The sequence below is a fragment of the Arthrobacter sp. Y3223164 genome (assembly GCF_059091005.1).
The window spans coordinates 1-18,566 of record NZ_JBNHGF010000003.1; the positions used below are offsets into that span (position 1 = coordinate 1).

Here is an 18,566-nt window from a genome sequence, read left to right on the forward strand (position 1 = left end):
CGCGGGTTGCCGAGGCGGGCCTACACTGGCCGTCCGCGGCAGAGGCGCGCGAACTGCGGCCGGGGAGCTGGCCGCTGCCGGTCCTTCGGAGCACGCCGGCCGAATTGTGGTTTGATTTCCGCGACCTGTGCGAAGGGCCCACCGCCGCCTCCGACTATTTGGGCCTGCTGGCGCATGCCGCCCACTGGATCATCTGCGGTGTGCCGCCCCGGGAAGCGATCAGCATGAACGGCTGGCAGCGCTTCAGCAATATTGTGGACATCCTCTATGACGCCGACGTGCCGTTGACGGTCATCAGCGCGGAGCCGCTTGACCTGGCCTCGTCAGCCAGCCCGTCCGCCGTCGACATCTCCCGCATTGCCAGCCGGTTGGGCACCCTCGGCCGGGTGGGTGCCGCGCCCTGACTGCCGTTCCCGCCGGTCGCGCCGGCGGGACAGCGCAACGCCCAGCAGGCACACCCCGCCGCCGATGACGGCCAGCACGGTGGGCGTCTCGCTCAGGAACAGCCACCCCAACACGATGGTGACCGGAGGAACAAGGTAGGACGAAACGCTCAGTTGCCCGGCCGGCATCCGGGCCAGGGCATAGGCCCAGGTGCTGAAAGCCAGGGCCGTGGGCACCAACCCCAGATACACCACGCCCAAGGTCGCCGCGGCCGGGGCGGTGCGCAGTTCCGCCAAAAGGTCACCGGCAAACGGCAGCGATGAGAGTGCACCGATGCTGCAGGCCAACCAGGTGACCTGCCCGGCCGGCACGCTGCCCAGGGCCGGCTTCTGGAGCAGCACCCCGGCGGAGTACGTCAACGCCGCTGCCAGCGCCCAGAGCAGCCCGACGCCGCCGGCGGCGCCGCCACCGGTGCCGAAGCCGATCATGACGACTCCCGAGAAAGCGACTCCGGCGCCGATGGCCAGCCACCTGGGGATGCCTTCGCCCAGGAACAGCCCGGCGCCCAAGGCCGTGAGCACGGGTGCGAGATTGACGATCATGGCGGTGGTGCCGCCGTCGAGCGTTTGCTCCGCGGTGTTGAGGGCGAAGTTGTAGACGCCGAACCACGACAGGCCGCAGCCGGCGATCAGCAACCACGCCCGGCGGCCCGGCCTGACCCACGGCCGCCCGACCAACAGCAGTGCCAGTGCGGCCGAGCCGATGGCGAGCCGCATCAGGCTGAGCGGACCGGGCCCGAAATGCGGCAGCACGCCGCGGATCACGACGAAGGCACTGGCCCACGCCAGGACCGTCACGATGATGGCCGCAAGGACCGAAAGCGGGACGGCGGCGATCCGCGGGACGTGTGTCATGGTGGCAACGCTAACCCAAGCGGCAGTGCACCGGCCGGGGCCGGACCGGAATGTCTGCTTCCCGCGTCAGGTGTCGGGGCCTGCACCGGTCCTGATGGGGGACGGGTGCGCGCCGGAGGCAGGACGGAACCTCGCGTCGTACCGGTGAGAGCACTGCTACTCTTCATTCATAACGTCGGGGGGCCGGGACGACACCGGGCCGCGTTCAATGCAGGAGGAATGCAGTGCGGACCGTTGCAGGTGAGCCCGGGGCGGCAGCGCGCCCAACCGTCCTGGTCGGCGCCGTGGACCCTGCGACCCGCGGGTTCCTGCGCAGCGTCCTGAGCGATGCCGGCATATCGGTCGCTGCGTTGACTTCCGCGGCCGAGGTGTTGGCCGAGGTGCAGCGCAACCCGCCCGACATCCTTTTGGTGGACGCCGCCGATATGTCCCTGGCCGGGATGGAAGCCGTGCGACGGCTGTCGGACAGCCAGCCGGGCGCGCAGTGGCGGGTGATGCTCATGGCCACCGAGGACGAGCTGCACTTGGTGGAACGCGGCTACGAGCTGGGCGTCTCCGACTACCTGATCAAGCCGCTGACGGCCGCCAGTGTGGTGAACCGTGTCCGCGTGACCCTCGCGAGATCGGAACACCGGCGACGGGAACGCAACGGGGTGGCCGTCCTGCGGGAGCGGATCCGGAATGTGTCCGACGGTATTCGCAGTACGAATGACCCGGACGAAATGATCAACCTCGCGTTGCGTGGCATCGGCGAGGCCTTCGAAGCCGACCACGTCTGGGTGCGTACCCTGGCGGACGAACGAGTGCCGCATACCACCGCTCAATGGATCAGCGAATCCACCCAGGGCTCCATGCCCTACCGCAGCGACGAACAGGTGCTGGAGCTGTCCTCGGCGCTCTGGGCCAAGCACAGCGTGCTCACGTCGGCCGACGACGGCGGCATCGATATCGCCGCATATCCCCATGTGGCCGAATGGCTCGCCACCCCCCGGGGCAAATTGTCCCTGCTCGCGCCCTTGGGGCAGGGCCCGCAGGCTTTCGGCTTGCTGTGCCTGATCCGCACGGGGCAGCCGCGGCCATGGTCGCCGGCCGAGATTTCACTGCTTCAGCATGTAGCCGGCAACCTGGCCCACGGTCTGATTCAGGGGCACCTGATTACAGTTCAACAACAGGTCGTGGAAAAGCTTCGCGAGCTGGACCAAGCCAAGTCGAACTTCGTGGCCACGGTCAACCATGAGCTCCGGACTCCGTTGACCTCTATCGCCGGGTACCTGGAGCTGGTGCTGGATGGAGACGCCGGTGAGGTCCCGGAATCAGTGGCGCGGATGCTGAAGATCGTGGGTCGCAATGCCGCGCGGCTCCGCGAGTTGATCGAAGACATGCTCACCTTGTCCAGGATGGATTTCCAGAGCAGCGGGTTGAAGACGGAACCGGTGGACCTGCCACGCCTCCTGCGCACGGTTTCCACCGCGCTGGAACCGGTGGCGCAGGCCAAGAACGTACAGCTGGTCGGTGAGGGGCTGGACACCCGGCTCGCCGCCGACGGCGATACAAAGATGTTGGAGCAAGTCTTCACCAACATCCTGTCCAATGCCGTCAAGTTCACGCCGCAGGACGGGGAGGTGCGGGTCACGGTCGGCCTCGGCGGCAAGAACGACGACGGCGTTCCCTGCGCCGTGGTCAAGGTCGCCGACAGCGGGATCGGCATCCCGGAAGAAGACCTGCCCCAGCTCTTCTCGCGTTTCTACCGGGCATCCAACGCCCATGCCATCCAGGGCACTGGCCTGGGCCTGGCCATCGTCAAGGGGATGGTCGACCAGCACCGCGGCGATATTTCCGTGGAGTCGAGGGTCGGCATCGGCACGACCTTCACGATTACACTGCCGCTGGATTCCGGACCGAAACAGCAACCCGCCAACGCGTCGGACGCCGTCGCTGTCTCTTAAACCACAAAGGCCGTGGCACGCGTCCGAAGATGGATGCCACGGCCTCAGCCGGCGAGCGGGAATCCCGCTCTATTTACTTATTAGTGCGGCCAGTTGCCACTCTGAATGGAGAAGCCGCCATCGACAGACTTGACGGTCGTGATGGTGGTGTAGCTGCCGTCGGCGGCTGAGGCAGCCGTGGCGCCGGTAACAGCCAGAACTGCGGCAATAAGTACTGATGCCGAAAATTTCTTCATCGGGCTCCCTCTTGGTTATGCACAGTTTTGCAAATCTATGCAGCGGTGGTGACATCCACAAGTGTACATTCAGGAGTACCTAATCAGCTAGACGTTAAACGACACATCAGGGACCCTTCCCCGCCGCTGCGCGGGACACGGAATATGATCGGATGCGGGTGGGAGTACGGACTATCACCCCGGCCATTGGCGTTTGGAGGATTCGCATGGTGTCGGTCAATTCTGAGGGAAGCGGTGTTTTCGCTGAACTGCGGGCTCGTGAGGCTTTCGGTCGTAGAGAATATGCGCAGGCGCTGGACCTCGCGAAGCAAGTATCTTCTAGGGCATTGGCTGCCGGCGATGATTCAACGTGGTGGCAGATGACAATGTTCCAAGCCGATTGTCAGCGCGCGATGGGTCTCAACCGGGACTGCATTCATACAGCCTTGCTTCTGCTGGAACATCCACTAACGGTCGGGTCCTCCGAACTTCAGTGCCGCGCATTGAACCTCTTGTCTGACGTTAGCCAGGCGGCAGGTGAACTTGAACAAGCAGTCGCATATGGTGTTAGGGCCGTCGGCATCGCTCATGACGGTGAGGTCCCGCAGGATCTGCGTATTGGGTCCTTGCTTGCACTTATTGCAGCATTGGCAGAGAGCGACCAGTTGGAGCGCGCCTGGCAGGAAAGTCAGCAACTCATCCGACTGATTGACACCAATACTGACGCTCAAACGGCGGGAAAGTGCTACTGGGTCGCCGGAAACGTCGCTTTTCTAAGACAACAGGCCAGCGATGGGGTGAAGTATCACAAGTTGGCGGCTGAGCATTTGTCGCCTTCGAATGATCTCGCTCTATGGGCGTGGTTCAATCGAGCCTCGGCGGCTATGAGGTTAACGGCCGGTATCGCCGACACAGAAACAGCCGATTGCATGGAGCGTGCCGAACTCGCAGCGACCATTATTGGTACGGATGACGGAGATGTCTTTAAGAACATGCTCAATCGTGCGCACTGGCACTTTCTGAACGGTGAAGCAAGCAGCGCAATCGAGATGCTCACGTCGATTTGTGCAGAGTCCTCAGCGATGGCACACCACACTGCGGGTGAAGCGAATATGTTGCTTGCGAAAGCCCTGCGGGAACAAGGCGATTGTGCATCGGCCCTACGCCACTTGAAGAACAGCCAAGCGTATTTCAGCCAAGCCGGTGCCAAGGACAGGGCGGCCCAAGTGGCTGCAGAAATCGCCGAGTTTCCGCGGGCTTCGTAACATGCATTCTTCATCGTGTCATTGAGCGTGTCGTGAACACCGTTCGTTTACGCTGTGAACGATTGGCAGTTCTAAAGCAGTATGTTCTGGATTTGTTGGACGGGAGCGAAAGCTTCCATCGAATCGTTGGGGAGCGGATGCACGTGCTAGGTCATGGCTGGCCCGAGAGGGTTGCAGGAGCGGTATCCAATAACGACGCGGCCGCATGAGGCGCGTAGCTGGCGCGGCCGATGCCGTTGCAGCCGACGTGATCAGTGCCGGCGACGGCATCATCAGCGTCGATCTTCCGCGCGGAGCAGCCTTCACCGACGAAGTCGCGGCCCACACGTCAACACAGCTTCGCGTGCTTTCCGGCGGTCACCCTTGCCGTGTCTTGATGCGGATGACGGGCGTTACATCGATTTCCCGCCTGGCCCGGTCGATGCTGGGTCGGCAGACGAATGCGTCCGCCATCGCCCTCGTGGGCGAGTCTCCGGTGGACCGGGTGATAGCCAACTTCGTGCTGGGAGCCGAACCGTCCGAATGCCCTGTCCGCTACTTTGACTCCGAACCACAGGCCCTCGCGTGGCTGGAACGGGACAATGCCGCATAATGCCGATCCTCGGCTCCAGCAGTTGGTCGACGGGATGGTCCGCCTGGCCGGAGGCGATCTGTCCACCAGGATCGACCCCTCGCCGGCACGCGACGATATTGACGCCGTCATCACGGGCGTCAACCTCTTGGCCGAGGAGCTGCAGCTTAGCTACATGGAACTGGAACAGCGCGTCGAGCAACGGACGGCTGAACTGCGCCAGGCACATCGGGACATGAGCCGGATGGCCCTCACAGATGCCTTGACCGGGCTGGCGAACCGCACGGCTTTGGCCAAGGACATGGACGCCGCGCTCGACGATGCGCGGTCCGGCCAGCGGGCCCCGGCATTGCTCCTGCTGGACATGGATTCCTTCAAGCAGGTCAACGACAGTTTTGGCCACGACGCCGGCGACCGCGTACTCACGGTCGTGGCGAACAGGCTGAGGTCCGTCGTGCGCGACGGCGACACGGTGGCACGGCTGGGCGGCGACGAATTTGCGGTCCTGCTTCCGCGCGCGACGACGGACCTCGCGCTCCAGGTGGCCCAGCGGATTCTGGGCGTGCTCAATGACGAAATCCAACTGGACGAAGTAACCGTCTGGCCCCAGGCCAGCATTGGCGTCCGGGTGGCAGATGCGGGACAGACCGCGCAGAGCCTGCTGCTGGACGCCGACACGGCAATGTACGAGGCGAAAAAAGACCCCCAGAACCGCACCAAGGTCTTCCAGTCCCATATGCTTCAGGCGCGCCAACTGCACAACCAGATGGCGTCCGAACTCCGCGGTGCCATCGCGACCGGAGGCTTCGAGCTCGAGTACCAACCGGTGGTGGATCTGTGCACGGGCCTGCCGATCGGGGTGGAAGCGTTGATCCGGTGGAATCACCCGGTGCGGGGACGTGTCATGCCGGCCGACTTCATACCCATGGCGGAACAGACCGGCCTGATTGTTGACCTGGGGCGGTGGACCTTGTGGGCGGCCGCGCACCAGTTCGCCCAGTGGTCCGCCGAACTGAACCTGGATCCGGCGTTCCAGATCCGCGTTAATCTCTCGGTAGCCGAGCTCCAACGCATCGACCTGGTAGAGCACGTTCGGGGCGTCTTGAGGGATTCCGGAATGCCGGCCGAGTCGCTGGTGCTGGAGATCACGGAGACCGGTCTGGTTACCGGGGGAGAAGTGGAGACCTACTCCTTGCTGGCCCTGCGCAAGCTCGGGATCGGCATCGAAATCGATGACTTCGGAACCGGCTACTCATCGATCAGTTACCTGCGCCGGTTGCCTGTTGACATGGTCAAAGTGGACCGGTCCATCATTGCTACGCATTCTGCCGACGGTTCCCAGCAGGACTTCATCGGTGCCGTCCTTCAGCTCATTCGTGCTGCGGGGCTGGACGCGATCTTCGAGGGCATCGAGACGCGGGAACAGGCGGAACAATTGCGCGATCTTGGCTGTAGCGGTGGCCAAGGGTTCTATTTCAGCAAGCCGGTGTCGGCAGCAGTCATGGCCCGGCTGTTGCGCAGCGGTGCCAGCCTGCCGGCGGCCGTCGAGCCATCCTTTGAGGACGCACCCAGCCTGGCGACCGCGGTGGAGTGACCGGCACGGATGCCATGTGTCGGCGGCCCGTGCCGCCGAGTCGCATAGGGGTTGGCAAACGTGGCAAAATGGACACTTGTGCCACCGGGTCAGTGTTCTTGGCGGCACGGTCCGCCCTGGTGTAATGGCAGCACCCCGGCCTTTGGAGCCGTGGAGTATAGGTTCGAATCCTATGGGCGGAACGACCACCGGCCGGTAAACCGGAGGTGCTGCGGCAGGTAAGATGCCGTTAACCCAAATGCACCGGCCACACCGGAATCAGCGCAGCGAGGAGTGCCACTTAGTGAGCCCCCAGGACGTCCCTGAACAAAACGTCAAAAACGCTTCAACACCGGCAGCGGTCATCGTCCTGGCCGCGGGGGCGGGCACCCGGATGAAGTCCAAAAAGCCCAAGATCCTGCATGAGATCGGCGGCGTCTCCATGGTGGGCCACGCGCTCGCCGCGGCACGCGGCCTAGCACCCACGGTGCTTGCCGCCGTCGTACGCCATGAGCGTGACCGGGTGGCGGAGCATATCACTTCGCTGGATCCGGATGTACTGATCGTCGACCAGGACGAGATCCCCGGCACCGGGCGCGCAGTGGAGGTGGCGCTGGATGCCCTTCCCGCCCAGCCGGACGGCCCCGTGGTGGTCACCTACGGCGACGTTCCGCTGCTGACCACGGCGCTGCTGAAGGAACTCGTGGCCGAGCATGCCTCCAGCGGGAATGCCGTTACCGTACTGACCGCAGTCCTCGATGACGCCGGCGGATACGGGCGGATCATCCGCGCCGAGGACGGCAGTGTCCAGGGCATCGTCGAGCACAAGGACGCCACGGACGAACAGCGCGCGATCCGTGAGGTCAACTCCGGAATCTATGCCTTCGATGCCGGAGTCCTTCGCGCCGCCCTGTCCAGGATCACCACGGACAACGCCCAGGGCGAGAAGTACCTGACCGACGTGCTGTCGCTGGCCCGGGCCGACGGCGGCCGGGTGGCCGCCGTGGTCACCACCGACCGCTGGCAGGTGGAGGGGGCCAACGACCGGGTCCAGTTGGCTGCCCTGGGGGCGGAGCACAACCGGCGGGTCTTGGACGCTGCCATGCGCGCCGGCGTCAGCATCGTGGACCCGTCATCCACCTGGATCGACTCGACGGTGACGTTCGGCACCGACGTGACGCTGCTGCCCGGCACCCAGCTGCACGGCGCCACGCATGTCGCCTCCGATGCCGTTGTGGGGCCGGAGACGACCCTGACGAACGTGACCGTGGGCGAGGGCGCCTCGGTCATCAGGACGCACGGCACCGATTCCGAGATCGGGCCCGGCGCCACCGTCGGCCCGTTCACCTACCTTCGCCCCGGCACGGTGCTGGGCGAGAAGGGGAAGATCGGCGCGTTCTACGAAACCAAGAACGTGACCATCGGCAAGGGCGCCAAGCTGTCCCATCTGGGCTATGCCGGGGATGCGGAGATCGGTGAGTATGCCAACATTGGCTGTGGCAACATCACCGCCAATTACGACGGCGAAAAGAAGCACCGTACCGTCATCGGCTCGAATGTGCGCACCGGCTCGAACACCGTCTTTGTGGCTCCCGTGCACGTGGGCGACGGTGCCTACTCCGGCGCAGGCGCGGTGATCCGCAAGGATGTGCCGCCCGGAGCGCTCGCGGTCAGCGTCGCGCCGCAGCGGAACCTTGACGGCTGGGTGCAGAAGAACCGCCCCGGCAGCTCATCTGCAGAAGCTGCCACCCGAACTTCCTCCACGCAATCCCCAACTGCAGAAAGTGATCCTTCATGAGCGGAATCAAGGCACAGGGCGAAAAGAGGCTGGTGCTGGCCTCCGGACGCGCCCATCCGGAACTGGCGCGGGAGATCGCCAAAGAGTTGGAGATCGACCTCCTGCCGACGTCCGCCTACGACTTCGCAAACGGCGAGATCTACGTCCGGTTCGAGGAAAGCGTGCGCGGTACCGACGCCTTCGTGATCCAGGCGCACCCGGCTCCCATCAACGAATGGCTGATGGAGCACCTGATCATGGTGGACACGCTGAAGCGGGCCTCGGCCAAGCGCATCACCGTGGTCGCTCCGTTCTACCCGTATGCCCGGCAGGACAAGAAGCACCGCGGCCGGGAACCGATCTCGGCCCGCCTGGTGGCCGACATGTACAAGACGGCCGGCGCAGACCGGTTGATGTCCGTCGACCTGCACACGGCGCAGATCCAGGGTTTCTTCGACGGTCCGGTCGACCACCTCATGGCTATTCCGCTCCTGGCCGAGTACGTCCGCACACGGGTCGACCTGGACAACGTGACCGTGGTGTCCCCGGATACCGGCCGCGTCCGCGTTGCCGAACAGTGGGCCGAGCGGCTGGGCGGGGCTCCGCTGGCCTTCGTACACAAGTCCCGCGACGTGAACGCGCCGAACCAGGCCGTGTCGAAGCAGGTCGTCGGCTTGGTTGAGGGCCGCACCTGCGTGCTGATCGACGACATGATCGACACCGGCGGAACGATCTCCGGCGCCGTTCAGGTCCTGAAGAACGCCGGCGCCAAGGACGTCATCATCGCAGCAACGCACGCCGTGTTCTCGGATCCCGCCGCCCGCCGGCTTTCCGAGAGCGGTGCCCGGGAAGTGGTGGTCACCAACACGCTGCCGATCCCGCCGGAGAAAAACTTCAAGGAATTGACCGTCCTGTCGATTGCTCCGCTGGTCGCCCGCGCGGTCCGTGAAGTCTTCGAAGACGGCTCGGTCACGAGCCTCTTCGACGGCAAGGCCTGACAGCGGGGCCTGACACAGTTTCAACCAGTCTCTAGCGGTTCCTGAGCGGAGCCGGCGACGGGTGACGGCCTGACGATGTGGCCGCCCCCTCGCCGGCTCCGTTTCCGTCTCCGGAGGCTTCCCGTCTCGGACCGGGACTGTACCTTGGCCGGCGTGGATCATCTGCCGCAGCCGTTCCAGGCCCACCCGCCTGCTACTCGTGTACAAGGCCGGACTCGCTGGCTATGGTTAATCCCACGTCCGATGGGGGTCGGGCGTTGGGGGCAGGGGAAGAAAGACGGTCTCGCCATGAAGGCTGAGAGTTTATTCAGTCATGCGCTTGTGCCCGGCCCGGACACGGTTCTGATCGGCCGGGTGGAGGTCGCAGGAGCGGTTCTTAAAGCGCTGACGGACAGGGGATCCGCGGGCGCGGTCGTCATCGCGCCCTCTGGATACGGGAAGACGCTGCTGGCACGGCATGTGGTTAAACATCTTGGGGAACACGTCCTGGTCGTCCAACTGCGCGGCACCGCGTACGCGCGCAGCCGCTCCTACGGGGCGCTGACATACTTGCTGGCCGAGTTGGATGACTCGCAGCTGGCGCACCCGATGCTGGTTCTGGACGGATTGTCACAACAACTGAGCCAGGCAGCCGGCGGCAGAGACATCGTCCTGCTGATCGACAACGCGGAGCATATCGACGGCGACTCCGCGACACTGCTCGGCCAACTGGTCACGAGGGGAGATGTACGAAGCATTATTCTCGCCCGGGATTTTTCGGCGGTTCCGCCGGCGTTCCTGAGCCTGGGCCACGACCCGCGAATGCGGCGGATCGACCTGCCTCCCCTGAACCAGTCGGAAGTTGGCGAGCTGGCTGCGACCGGGCTGGACGGACGGCTTTCACGCGAAGCGGCGCGGGTGCTGCAGGCACATTCCGGCGGGAATCCAAGGTTGGTTCCGTTGCTGGTCAGGGACTACGTATCCTCAGGTACTCTCCGGGAACGGAACGGCGTATGGGTCCACACCGGAAAACCGGTCCGGCTGGGGCCGCCCACGGTGAGCACTGTGTGCGCGACCCTGAGCGGTTTGGACGACGACGTTCTGGAGCTCGCCCGCCAACTCGCGGAGTCCGGCGGTCTTCCCCTGTCCGATCTGCAGGCGACCGGGCGCGGTGGTGCCTTGGACCAGCTTCAGTATCGCGGGATAGCCGGCATCGGCTACCATCCGGCCCCAGTGGTCAAAATCGCTGACCGGCTCATGGCAGAGGCCCTCCGCGCAACCTCGCCCGACGGCCACTATCGGTCCCGGCCACCGGCCGTGCCCCGGACGACCCGCCGCAGCCACCCGGAACCGGTCCGGAACAGCTTGGTGCCGCCGCTGGACACGGCCCGGTCCATGGTCTTTCAGGGTGAGTACGCTGGCTCGCTAGACCTGCTTCGGCGCTGTGCAGAGGATCCCTTTGTCCCGACGTGGCAGAGACTGCTCAGCCGGGCCCTGCTCTGCGAGTCCTTGGCAGTCACCGGGCGCAGTGATGATGCGCTGGCGGTTGCCGACGAGCCGTGGCCCGACCTTGCAACGCTGCCTGAAGAACGCCGTAGGGAGATCCAACAGCACCGGGCCGCAGCCTACTTGCTGTCCGGCTCCTGGTTGGACGGCGCCGGGCGTCTCCGCCAGTGCGGCCGCCGTGGTGATCCCGGCGGTACGTGGGAGGAACTCGTTGACGGCATCGTACTGGCCTCAACCGGTGATCTGCACCGTGCAGCGGGCCTGCTGCGCTCTGCCCGCGCCCAGTCGTCGGAAGCGGATCCCGACGGATTGGCACCATTGGCCGAAGCGGCCTCGGCTTACTGCCGGGCCATGCTCAATGAAACCGGCGGAGAGGCAGGAACAGAACCCCCCCGCGGCGGGGCAAGCCCCTGGCTCATCACCCGCCTGGAACGGCACTTTCGTGCCATGGCACGGGCGGCCAGCGGCGACGTCGATGGTGCGCTGCGACTGCTGCGGCAGCAGGCGGCTGCGGACCGGTCGGCGGCGGTCGGCGCCATGGAGATGATGGCGCTGGCGGCCATGGCGCGTCTGTCCGGGGTGGACGAGGATGGCCGACTGCTGGAACTTGCCACCCGGTGCCAAGGACCTTTCGCCGATGTCTGCGAAACGTACGCGAGGGGCCTCGCTTCCGGAAACGCCAGCCTGCTTCTCCAAGCGGCCGAGCAAGCGGCTAGAGCCGGTCAACTGACCTTTGCCCGCGACGTAGCCGGCCAGGCCGAGGCGGCCGCAGACAGATCGGGACGGGCCGATGTACTCCGCAGGGTCAGGCGCAAGGTTCGCACACTCCTTGAGGCCGGGACGGAATCAGGCTACGAGGCCGCCTGGCGCGGGCGCCTCACGGCGCGTGAACAGGCTGTTGCCAGGTCTGTTGCCGAGGGCCGCAGCAATCACGCTGTTGCCCGGGAACTTGGTGTCTCGACCAGAACGGTCGAAGGCCACTTGTACCAGGTGTTTTCCAAACTGCTCATTCGCAGCCGTCAAGAGTTGGCCGAGATGCTGGCTCCGGAGTCCCCTGGCCCAACCGCATGAACGTTTCCGGCTCCGGGGGCGGGCGCCGGGACCTCGTCGATGCGGTGACCGCTTGCCTCGCCGGCCAGGCAACCGGCGGAGCGGTGCTTTACGGGGACGCCGGCATAGGGAAGTCCACCGTCGCGGATGAGGTTGTCCGGAACCTTGGGGACGCGGTGCGGGTGCAGCGGGTACGAGCCGAACCAACCCTGGCACACGTGCCCTACGGTGCGCTCTTTCCTTATCTGAGGGGAGTGACCCCCGCGGAGTTGGAATCTCCGCTGGCGGTCCTGCGGACGGTGCGCTCCTCCCTTGCCAAGGGCCCCGCGGGCGAGGCCCGTCCCCTGTTGCTGATCGTCGACGATGTCCATGATCTGGACGACGCGAGCAGCCATCTGCTGGCGCAACTGGTCATGGCGCGTTCGCTCAAGATCCTTGCGCTCTGTAGAAGCTGGAGCGCGCAGCCGCGGGAGCTCCTGGAATTGTGCCAGGACGGGATCCTGGAAGCCTTCGAAGTGCGGCCGCTCACGACGGCGGAAGTCCGCAACACCCTTGAACAGATGTTCGGAGGGACGGTAGCCGGCGGGACGGTGCAGATGCTGCAGCACAAGTCTTTGGGAAATCCGCACCTCCTGAAGGCCCTGGCCGCGCACGCTGCTGCAGCGGGCAATGTGGTGCAGCACCACGGAGTGTGGCGGATGATCCAGGAACCCACTGGCCTGGATCCGGCCGCCGCTGATCTGTTCAAGGGACTGGTCACTGGGCTGGAGGCACCTCAGCGGCGTGTGGTGGACATCGCCGCCCTGGCCGGCTCCGTGCCGGCTGCAGCGGCCGGTGCCCTCTTCGACAGTATGGCGGTCCGATCCTTGGAGGAGATGGGGCTGTTGGCGGACATGCGCAGCGGAAACCTCGCCGTGCGGCTTCGGTTCCCGCCGTACGCGGACGTTATCCGATCCATGGTGCCCGCAGGATGCAGCGCGGAACTTCTCAACCAATTCCTGCACGTCATGAACCGCCTGGAACCTGCACCTGAGAGAGCCAGGGTGGAACTGGTGCGCTGGCAAGTTGACGCCGGCCGGCCGCCGTCACCCATAGAATCACTACGTGCCGCGTGTGCCGCCAATGACGAGTGTGACCATCCGTTGGCTTTGAGGCTTGCCGATGCCGGCGCAAACGGCCAGCCTGCAGCTCTGGTGGAACGAGCCCGCGCCCATTGGGGGCTGGGCGACAGATCGGAGGCCAAAGCGGCACTGGACCTGATCCATGAGAACGTGGACCGTCGGACAATCGCGGCCGCCGCGCTGCTCCGGGCGTCCCTGGTGGAGCCGGAAGCCGGGTACCGGGCCCAGCTTGAAAAGATTTCCTCCGGTTGGATGGAAGCAGCGGCGACGCAACCCTCGACGGTCCCGGGCGACGCTCCGGTCGCAGCGGCGTGCCTGGATGCAGCAACCGGTGCTTGGTTGCTGCAGGCTTATGCCGACATGTTGGAAGGAAACTTCGGAACGGCCCTCGATCGGCTGGAGAACGCCCCTGCCCCTGGATCTGAGGATGCTGAAGTTACCCGACTGCTTGCCGGTACCGTCAAGGCGCTTTGCCTGGCGGAAACCGGCCGTTTCAGGCAGGCGGCGGAAGCCGGGACAGAGGCCCTGAAGCTGGTCGCGGCAACTCCCTCGCTACGGTCCTTCTATCCCTTTGTCTTTTCCCGGAACGTGGAGTCCTTGTTGATCGCCGGCCGCTACCAGGAGGCAGAACGCGCCCTGGATGAATACAGCAGGACCGCGCCGTGCCGGCACCGTTGGTTTTCAGGTAACGAATCCGCTCTGCGAGGACTGCTTCTCTTTCGAAGGGGCCGGGTGAAGCCCGCGGTCCAGTCGTTGGCGGAAGGTATCGGCCCGCTGCGCCACGAGGATCAAGGGATGCTGCTTCCATCCGTGCTCGGAGCCGCAGCAGCCGGAGCGGCTCTGTTGGGCAACGCCGGGCAAGCCACAGACTTCCGGGTTGGCCTGCAGAAAGAAGCGGGCACCGGGAGCCGCCCGCGCCTGCTTGTAGCCTCTGCCTACGCTGCGGCAGCTGCATCAAGCCGCGCGGGCCCGCCGGGAACAGCACGCGCAAATACGGTTCTTCTACTGGACGAACTTGAAGCCTTCGCGGCAACGGCCCGTGCCGCGGGATGGGTCAGCGCAGAGAAAGAGATCCTGGAGCATCAGCTCCTGCTCGGGGACGATAGCGGGGCGGCACGTCTCGCGGAACTGTGTGCCCCGTTGGATGGGCCCGAAACCCAGGCTTTGGCGGCTGTCGCGTCCAGCAGGGCCTCATCGGATCCGGGGGGTTTGATGGCAGCAGCCGATATGGCAACGCGTGCGGGCAAAGATTTGCTCGCGGCCACGGCAACGTCCTGGGCATCGGACATCTACCAGCGGCAGGGACTTCAACGCCAGCACAACGGTGCACTGCACCAATTGCGGGTAACCCTGCGCCGACTCGACGGTGTCACGACTCCTGCAACCGAACGTGCCCGGGGGAGTGCACCGGCCCTGACCGCTCGGGAGCAACAAATTGTCCACTTGGTGCGCCGGGGCGCCAGCAACAAGCAGATCGCGGAGTCCCTGACGCTCTCTCCCCGGACCGCTGAGGGCCATCTGTACCGGATATACCGAAAACTCGGGGTCGAGAACCGCCAGCAGCTGATCCGGTACGCCGAAGTACTGGATCAGTGAGGGCCAACAGCAAGTATCTGACGCGCAGATCCAAGTACCCGCCGCGAAGCAGCAAGTAGACCATCGGTCATGCCGCGGCAGGAAACAGCCGAATTGTCGGTCCAAGTCGAGTGTCGGCTACTTGGGCATACATCGTGGCCGCTTCCTAGGCTGAAACTGTCGAAAGCTTCGGTAGAAACCAAGGGGGCGTGAGGCTCTCGACGACTATCGGTTCCGGGACAGTCCGCGGGCATGCGTCGGCGGGCTGTGACATCCATCCCGGCAACCGAATTTGGGGCACGGGCCTCGCCTGGGACACGGGCAGCATCGCGCATCCCCTTAGGAGCACTGCGCGCGCTGGTCGATCGCAGAATCCGTCTGGTGGAACGGATTGGGGACCCGGTTGAACAGATTGGGGAATCGACATGATCGCAGAACTCGACAAGGTCTCGAGGGCCTGCCACACGCATGTTCACATATGCGGCGGTCCTGCACGGTCCGGCGCAGCAGGACGGGGCACCGGAGTTGTCCAGGCCTGCAGCCCGGGACTCGGACGCTCCCCCCGCCCGGAGGAAACGTGCCCGGGGCGGCAGCCAGCGACAGCTAAGGCAGGTAAATGATGGATATCTTTACATCTCTCGAGTCGGAGGTCCGCAGTTACTGCCGGACCTGGGATACCGTTTTCGACTACGCCGCCGGGGACACGCTGCATAGCGAGGACGGCAGGGAGTATCTGGATTTCTTTTCGGGCGCAGGAGCACTCAATTACGGGCACAATAATCCGCTTCTCCTGGAGCCGCTGATTGCTTACTTGCGCTCCGGGTCGGTCATCCATTCACTCGATATGAAGACGACGGCGAAGCGGCGATTCCTGGAGACGTTCCTGGAACTAATCCTGATCCCTCGCGGTCTCGACTATAAGGTCATGTTCACCGGCCCCACCGGGACGAACAGCGTCGAAGCGGCGCTGAAGCTGGCGCGCAAGGTTACCGGCCGGCACCAAGTGCTGAGCTTCACCAATGCGTTTCACGGGATGACCCTTGGCGCACTGGCGGTAACGGGCAATTCACTAAAACGCCAAGGCGCAGGAGTTCCGCTCAATAACGCCTCCAGCTTCCCTTATGACGGCTACTTCGACCAGCCGGCGGAAGATTTCCTGTGGCTGCAGCATGCGTTGGAGGACAGCGGGTCCGGACTGGACAAACCCGCCGCGGTCATAGTGGAGACGGTTCAGGGCGAGGGAGGGCTCAGAGCGGCCAGTGGAAGTTGGCTGCGGCGACTCTCCGATATCTGTCACCAGCACGGCATGCTTCTTATCGTCGATGATGTCCAGGCCGGGTGTGGACGTACGGGCACGTTCTTCAGCTTTGAGGAAGCAGGTGTCCAACCCGATATTGTCTGCCTGTCGAAATCACTGTCCGGTTTCGGACTGCCGCTTGCCGTCATGTTGTTAAAACCCGAACTGGACATCTGGAAGCCGGGGGAGCACAACGGTACCTTCCGCGGCCATAACCCGGCCTTCGTGACCGGGACCGCGGCCCTGGAACACTTCTGGAACGGTCGGGGATTCGAACGAGACATCGCGGCACGGTCCGCACAGCTGCATGCAGCTCTGGCAACGATGGCGGCCGGCATTGAAGGCGCCCTTGTCCGCGGTCGGGGGCTCTTGGCCGGCGTGTATTTCCCGGACCGGACAATGGCACGAAAAGTTGCCGCCGAATCCTTCGCCCGTGGCTTGCTGGTAGAAACCTCCGGGCCGGAGGGAGAAGTACTCAAAGCCATGCCTGCATTGACTATCAGCGCGGAAAACTTGACCCGCGGGCTTGACCTGCTTGCAGAGGCTGTCCGATCGGTTGCCGGTGAATGGCTTGACGAAACGCCGGGCAGCCGCGGTGGGGACGTCCTCAGGCCGCGGGCGTCCAGTTCGGGGCTGCTGCGCGCAGTGAGCACGCCGAGCCGAGCACACATTGGCAAATAGGCGGTTAGCTCTGGACGGGCGCAGCAGGGCAATCCGGAGTGTTGGCGGGGCAGCGACCGCACCCGAGGTGCAGCGGCAGCCCAGCAAGTTTGGGGGTCAGGGTGAAAAACTTTAAGCGCATAGATGAGGCCATGGATGAAGCTGCTGTCCGCATGGCACAGGACTCATTCGAGCTGCCGCGCAGCGCCTCGAGGCTCGGCGAGCCACTGCCGTGGGGCGAACGAGCGGAGGCGGCGGGCACGGCTGGACGCTCAACGAACATCATCGTGCAGAAGTTCGGTGGCTCGTCGGTGGCGAATGCCGACGGCATTCGTCGCGCCGCTCACCGAGTGGCTGAGACACAGGCGTCTGGATATCAAGTCGTTGCGGTGGTTTCCGCCATGGGCGACACCACCGACGAGTTGTTGGATCTCGCGGCTAGTGTTTCGCCGCATCCCCCTGCCCGCGAACTCGACACCCTGCTGACGACCGGCGAACTCGTTTCGGCGGCCTTGCTGGCGATCGCCTTGGCCGATCTGGGCGTCGATGTCCGGACCTTCACAGGCAGCGAGGCGGGCCTCATCACCGACGACTGCCACGGCAAAGCTCACATTATCGATGTCGATCCGCGCCAAGTCCGTGCCTGCTTGAAGAACGGTCAGGTCGCCGTCGTGGCAGGGTTTCAGGGCAAAAGCCTTAAAGGGAAGACGGTCACCACTCTGGGGAGGGGTGGTTCGGACTTGACCGCCGTCGCACTCGCCGCAGCACTCGGCGCAGGCGTCTGCGAGATCTATACGGATGTCGACGGTATTTATACGGCAGATCCGCGGATCGTTCCCAACGCGCGCAAGATCGATGTACTCGCCAGCGAGGAAATGCTCGAGTTCGCAGCCGCGGGGGCAAAAGTTCTCCACCTCCGATGCATCGAATACGCTCGCCGCTTCGGTATTCCGATCCATGTCCGTTCTTCGTTCGTGCAAAAGCGGGGCACCATGATCCTGCCCAGTCTCGATCAACCCCGTTCGGATGCGCACGCAGGCGAAAAGACTCTGGTTTCGGGCGTGGCAAGCGTCAACTCCGCCGCACAAGTCACCATCGCCGGAATCCCGGCCTGCTCGAGGACTGCCGCGCGACTCCTTCAGGAGCTCGCCGCATCGGGGCTGAACATCGAAATGATCGCGCAGAATTCGCGGGACCCGGGGACCGGAATCGCCGACATCACCTTCACCCTCCCATCTACGGAGGCGTCGGCAGCCATAGCGGCCCTGGACGCGGCCCGGAGCCGCATCGGATTTGAAGCCCTGTATCACAAGGGAGAAGTGGGCAAGGTCTTGCTCACCGGACTGGGGATGCGCTCTTCGCCCACCACCCTCAGCACTTTCTTCAGAGCACTTTCGGACGCCGGGATCAGTCCGGAGATGATCTCGATTTCCGAGCTGTGCATTGCGGCCGTGGCACGGGCCGATGAGCTTGCCGATGCTGTCCGCGCTCTGCAGGACGCCTTTGGTCTCACGCCGCCGGACAAGGAAGCGGCGGACGACCGTACGCCGGACACGGAAGCGGCGGGCGACCAAACGCCGGACACGCTTCCGCAGTTCGAGGTTCAAGCGCTCGCCGCTAGCCGGCCGGGATCTTCCGCATGACGTCTGACTGGGGAGGAAGGAGCAGCTTAGGCAATGTGCCGAGCCGGCACAAGGACATCAGCTTTCTGCGCCACGCGAGCAGGGACTGACCC

13 protein-coding genes and 1 tRNA gene are annotated in these 18,566 nt (G+C 64.6%); 12 read left to right on the forward strand and 2 right to left on the reverse strand.

Going from position 1 to position 18,566, the window contains the following annotated elements; translation table 11 throughout:
- On the forward strand, positions 1 to 404 hold a 404-nt coding region (gene zapE / locus AC5RUJ_RS00535), incomplete at its 5' end, for an AFG1/ZapE family ATPase (protein ID WP_494155541.1).
- Here zapE and AC5RUJ_RS00540 read toward each other — a convergent pair.
- Positions 324 to 1,298, reverse strand: coding sequence for a DMT family transporter (locus tag AC5RUJ_RS00540; RefSeq protein ID WP_494001419.1), 975 nt, complete (start codon positions 1,296 to 1,298; stop codon positions 324 to 326). The two genes, zapE and AC5RUJ_RS00540, sit on opposite strands and share 81 nt — an antisense overlap.
- A 224-nt stretch (positions 1,299 to 1,522) precedes the next feature.
- Between AC5RUJ_RS00540 and AC5RUJ_RS00545 the strand changes: the two genes are divergently transcribed.
- Positions 1,523 to 3,244 carry an ATP-binding response regulator gene (locus tag AC5RUJ_RS00545; RefSeq protein WP_494076234.1) on the forward strand — a complete coding sequence of 574 codons (1,722 nt, stop codon included), beginning with the start codon at positions 1,523 to 1,525 and terminating at the stop codon, positions 3,242 to 3,244.
- Between the two features lie 80 nt (positions 3,245 to 3,324).
- Here AC5RUJ_RS00545 and AC5RUJ_RS00550 read toward each other — a convergent pair whose 3' ends face one another.
- Positions 3,325 to 3,480 (reverse strand): hypothetical protein, encoded by a 156-nt coding sequence (locus AC5RUJ_RS00550; protein ID WP_494076233.1) that lies wholly within the window; start codon positions 3,478 to 3,480, stop codon positions 3,325 to 3,327.
- 206 nt (positions 3,481 to 3,686) lie between these two features.
- Between AC5RUJ_RS00550 and AC5RUJ_RS00555 the strand changes: the two genes are divergently transcribed.
- From AC5RUJ_RS00555 to AC5RUJ_RS00600, 10 genes are all read left to right on the forward strand, one after another.
- The gene (locus AC5RUJ_RS00555; RefSeq protein ID WP_494076232.1) at positions 3,687 to 4,724 is read left to right on the forward strand and encodes a hypothetical protein; all 1,038 of its coding nucleotides are present in this window, start codon (positions 3,687 to 3,689) and stop codon (positions 4,722 to 4,724) included.
- A gap of 205 nt (positions 4,725 to 4,929) precedes the next feature.
- Entirely contained in the window at positions 4,930 to 5,316 is a 387-nt protein-coding gene (locus AC5RUJ_RS00560) for a SpoIIAA family protein (RefSeq protein WP_494076231.1), read from the forward strand.
- Positions 5,306 to 6,889: a putative bifunctional diguanylate cyclase/phosphodiesterase gene (locus AC5RUJ_RS00565; protein ID WP_494001414.1), complete on the forward strand. Its 1,584-nt coding sequence runs from the start codon at positions 5,306 to 5,308 to the stop codon at positions 6,887 to 6,889. Before AC5RUJ_RS00560 ends, AC5RUJ_RS00565 begins: the two co-directional genes overlap by 11 nt.
- A gap of 110 nt (positions 6,890 to 6,999) precedes the next feature.
- A tRNA-Gln gene (locus AC5RUJ_RS00570) sits at positions 7,000 to 7,071 on the forward strand.
- A gap of 56 nt (positions 7,072 to 7,127) precedes the next feature.
- The gene (glmU, locus tag AC5RUJ_RS00575) at positions 7,128 to 8,666 is read left to right on the forward strand and encodes a bifunctional UDP-N-acetylglucosamine diphosphorylase/glucosamine-1-phosphate N-acetyltransferase GlmU (protein WP_494076230.1); all 1,539 of its coding nucleotides are present in this window, start codon (positions 7,128 to 7,130) and stop codon (positions 8,664 to 8,666) included.
- Positions 8,663 to 9,643, forward strand: a complete 981-nt coding sequence (locus tag AC5RUJ_RS00580) for a ribose-phosphate diphosphokinase (protein ID WP_494001412.1) — start codon at positions 8,663 to 8,665, stop codon at positions 9,641 to 9,643. The genes glmU and AC5RUJ_RS00580 overlap by 4 nt, the downstream gene beginning before the upstream one ends.
- A gap of 354 nt (positions 9,644 to 9,997) precedes the next feature.
- A complete protein-coding gene (locus AC5RUJ_RS00585; RefSeq protein ID WP_494155542.1) occupies positions 9,998 to 12,199 on the forward strand; it encodes a helix-turn-helix transcriptional regulator in 2,202 nt (733 codons plus the stop codon).
- Entirely contained in the window at positions 12,196 to 14,895 is a 2,700-nt protein-coding gene (locus tag AC5RUJ_RS00590) for a helix-turn-helix transcriptional regulator (protein ID WP_494127920.1), read from the forward strand. The genes AC5RUJ_RS00585 and AC5RUJ_RS00590 overlap by 4 nt, the downstream gene beginning before the upstream one ends.
- 598 nt (positions 14,896 to 15,493) lie before the next feature.
- The gene (gene ectB / locus AC5RUJ_RS00595) at positions 15,494 to 16,852 is read left to right on the forward strand and encodes a diaminobutyrate--2-oxoglutarate transaminase (RefSeq protein WP_494127980.1); all 1,359 of its coding nucleotides are present in this window, start codon (positions 15,494 to 15,496) and stop codon (positions 16,850 to 16,852) included.
- Between the two features lie 152 nt (positions 16,853 to 17,004).
- Positions 17,005 to 18,474, forward strand: a complete 1,470-nt coding sequence (locus tag AC5RUJ_RS00600; protein ID WP_494001865.1) for an aspartate kinase — start codon at positions 17,005 to 17,007, stop codon at positions 18,472 to 18,474.
- Positions 18,475 to 18,566 lie beyond the last annotated feature (92 nt).

Excerpts from the sequence above, each read along its gene's own strand:
- AC5RUJ_RS00540 (WP_494001419.1), bottom strand. The coding sequence starts at position 1,298 with ATGACACACGTCCCGCGGATCGCCGCCGTCCCGCTTTCGGTCCTTGCG.
- AC5RUJ_RS00550 (WP_494076233.1), bottom strand. The coding sequence starts at position 3,480 with ATGAAGAAATTTTCGGCATCAGTACTTATTGCCGCAGTTCTGGCTGTT.
- AC5RUJ_RS00555 (WP_494076232.1), top strand. The coding sequence starts at position 3,687 with ATGGTGTCGGTCAATTCTGAGGGAAGCGGTGTTTTCGCTGAACTGCGG.
- AC5RUJ_RS00560 (WP_494076231.1), top strand. The coding sequence starts at position 4,930 with ATGAGGCGCGTAGCTGGCGCGGCCGATGCCGTTGCAGCCGACGTGATC.
- AC5RUJ_RS00565 (WP_494001414.1), top strand. The coding sequence starts at position 5,306 with ATGCCGCATAATGCCGATCCTCGGCTCCAGCAGTTGGTCGACGGGATG.
- glmU (WP_494076230.1), top strand. The coding sequence starts at position 7,128 with ATGCACCGGCCACACCGGAATCAGCGCAGCGAGGAGTGCCACTTAGTG.
- AC5RUJ_RS00580 (WP_494001412.1), top strand. The coding sequence starts at position 8,663 with ATGAGCGGAATCAAGGCACAGGGCGAAAAGAGGCTGGTGCTGGCCTCC.
- AC5RUJ_RS00590 (WP_494127920.1), top strand. The coding sequence starts at position 12,196 with ATGAACGTTTCCGGCTCCGGGGGCGGGCGCCGGGACCTCGTCGATGCG.
- ectB (WP_494127980.1), top strand. The coding sequence starts at position 15,494 with ATGGATATCTTTACATCTCTCGAGTCGGAGGTCCGCAGTTACTGCCGG.
- AC5RUJ_RS00600 (WP_494001865.1), top strand. The coding sequence starts at position 17,005 with ATGGCACAGGACTCATTCGAGCTGCCGCGCAGCGCCTCGAGGCTCGGC.